The 2,686-nt window shown below is 69.7% G+C and carries 2 protein-coding genes and 1 tRNA gene; 1 reads left to right on the forward strand and 2 read right to left on the reverse strand.

The annotated features are described in order from the left end of the window. Nucleotides 1-130 precede the first annotated feature (130 nt). Nucleotides 131-1,603 carry a M48 family metalloprotease gene (locus tag V7Q42_RS21350; RefSeq protein ID WP_333826288.1) on the reverse strand — a complete coding sequence of 491 codons (1,473 nt, stop codon included), beginning with the start codon at nt 1,601-1,603 and terminating at the stop codon, nt 131-133. A 29-nt stretch (nt 1,604-1,632) separates the two neighbouring features. Continuing rightward, a complete protein-coding gene (locus V7Q42_RS21355) occupies nt 1,633-2,490 on the reverse strand; it encodes a thermonuclease family protein (protein WP_333826289.1) in 858 nt (285 codons plus the stop codon). Nucleotides 2,491-2,613: 123 nt separating this feature from the next. On the opposite strand from V7Q42_RS21355, the gene V7Q42_RS21360 reads away from it, so the two are divergent. Then, nucleotides 2,614-2,686: transfer RNA gene (locus V7Q42_RS21360), tRNA-Arg, on the forward strand.

Here is a 2,686-nt window from a genome sequence, read left to right on the forward strand (position 1 = left end):
CTCCCTCATACCATCGGCCATTGAAAATGACCGATGGTATTCCTGACGCGAATTTCTCATGCCCCTGACGCAGATGAGAAATTCGCGTGTGTTCAAAGGCCGGGTGCGTCAGCACTTTCGGCCTTTGGTATCAATTGTCGGTGACGATCTTCACCAATCGGCCGGCGTCCGGCATCTCGCCGGCGCCGAGGCCGTTGAGGATGCGGAAGAGATCGGCCTTGCGGTCGGTGCCCGACATCTGCTCGGTCAACCGGTCGAGCGTGTCACCCGGCTTGACCCGCACGATGCGGATGCGGAGCGGACGCAGCCGCGTCGATTCCTCCGCCGTCAGACGGCGGAAGCTCGCCATCGTGTCGGCGAGAGCGGTGTCGAGCAGCGCCCCCTCCTCCTGCGCGGCGAAGATGAAGCGGAACACCGTCCGTGCCTTGCGCACCACGCCGATGCGGAAGGTCCAGCCGTCGGCGCGCGCCGTCGCGGTGGCCGCCGGCAGGTCGCCGATCGTCGTCGTCGCGATCGAGTCGCCGACGAGGCCGTTGATCCAGCCCGAAGCGAGATAGGACGTCAGCGACACGTCCGGGGAGAGCGAGACGCCGTCGAAGCGCATCGCCATGCCCTGCGCGTCGGTCGCCAACACCGCCTTGGTGGTGTTCTCCAGCGTGTAGCCGACCGGCACGGTGAACTGGATGCCGAGCGCCTTGTGCAGGAACGACCGGCCGCGCACGAAGCCTTCCGACGGATCGTCGCCGAAGACCATGCCGTCGAGGCCCTTCAGATACTGCTCGCGCTCCTGCTCGCCGATGCCCGGCGCCCCGATCTCGCGCGCCGAACGGACCGCGAAGGAGATGCGCTCCGGCGTCGAGGGATGCGAGGACAGGAAGTCCGGGTTCTTCGACGCCCCGCCGCGCGACGAGCGGAACTCGGCGTAGCGCGCCATCGACGAGAGGAACCGCGACGCCGCGAAGGGATCGAACCCGGCCCGCGCCAGGGTGCGCACGCCGATGCCGTCGGCCTCGAGCTCCTGCACCTGCGAGAAGCGCGCCAGCGACAGCTGCGTCGAGGCGAGCGCCAGGCGTTGGGCGTCCTGGTCCTGCATGACGTTGGCCATCTTGGTGACTTCCGAGGCCACCTCCGCCCGCCGCGCCCGGGCGACGGCGTGGCGCGCCGTGACGTGCGCCATCTCGTGGGCGATCACCGCCGCCACTTCCGAGGTGTCGTCGGCGAGGCCGATGAGACCGCGGGTGACGTAGAGATTGCCGCTCGGCAGCGCGAAGGCGTTCACCGCCGGCGAATTGAGGATGGTGATGCGGTAGCTCTGCGAGGGATCGTCCGAGGCCGCGACGATGCGCCCGACGGCGCGCGCCACCGCCTGCGCCGCGGCCGGATCGTCGTAGACGCCACCGTAGCTGGCGACGATGCGATCGTGTTCGGGGTCGAGCCCGGGATTGGCCGCCACCGCCAGCACGTTCGACGTCGAACCGGCCTGCGAGATCAGCGGGTCGGTGGTTCCGAGCCCGCCGATGGAGGAGCAGCCCGAGAGCGCCGCGATCGCCGAGACGAGAAGCGCCGTCGCCGCGAGGCGCTTCACCCCGCCACGGACCACCATCCCTCGATCGATCGTCGGACGACCCGCCACTACCTTCTCACCCGTTCGATGTTCTCCGGCACCTCGACGGCGATCCGCGGTCCGCCGCGATGGGTCACCACCCCGCGGACCCTGACCGTCCAGCCTCGCGCCGCCGTCGCGTCGAAACCGGCGGCCCGGAAACCTTCGAGGTCCTTATCGTCCATGACCACGGCGAAGTCACGTCGGAAGTCCTCGCCGAAATTCAACCAGATGTGACCGCCGGATCGCCCGATCGATCGCACCCTTCCCTCGACCACCGCCCATCGGCCGACCCGCGAGACGAGATCCCCCGCCTCCGCCGGCACCACCGCGAAAGCGGACATCGCCCACAGGCCGCGCCGCGCGTCCATCGCCGCCCGTTCCTCGGCCAGGAGCGCCGCCGCACAGCCACGGTCCACTCGCGACGGCGTCACCCTCAGATGACCGGCCGCCACCAGCTCCGCTTCGATCCACTGCCCTCTTTCGGTGTCGTAAAGATGACCGAGGCGCCGCCCGTGACGATCGGTCCCGGTTTCGGTGAGAGCGATCTCCCGCCCTTCGACCCGATCGGCGAGCGCCGCGCGCGCCGCCGCATCGACGTCCGCCGCCTCGCGCGACGCACGTTCACCGCCGATGAACGGTGGCCGCGGCGCCTCCACCCCGGCGAGGCGGACCCGACGCCCGTCGACGAGTACGATCTCGTCGCCGCGCACCACCCGCTCCGCCCACACCGGTTCGCCCTCCGGCGAAGCGCAGACGGGCTCCGCCGCCGCCGCGATCGACGGGATCGACACCGCTGCGATCAGGAGCACGACGAGACGACGATCGTCGCGAGCCGGCCCGCCCCTCGTCTCCCGCTCATCGCCGCCGCCGTCACTCGATCGCATTCCTCTCCCGACCTTCCTGCTGCACGTCGCCTCGAAACATGCTATGCGACCGGCGTCCGACGGTACCGGCCGGATCGCCCGACCGCCCCGTCCGACCATCGCCGCCTCACCCGAGGCTCGGCCGTCCCGGTAGCTCAGCAGGATAGAGCAACGGTTTCCTAAACCGTAGGTCAGGGGTTCGAATCCCTTCCGGGAC

Source organism: Pinisolibacter sp. (assembly GCF_036782435.1).
Classification (GTDB): Bacteria; Pseudomonadota; Alphaproteobacteria; order Rhizobiales; family Ancalomicrobiaceae; genus CALBKH01.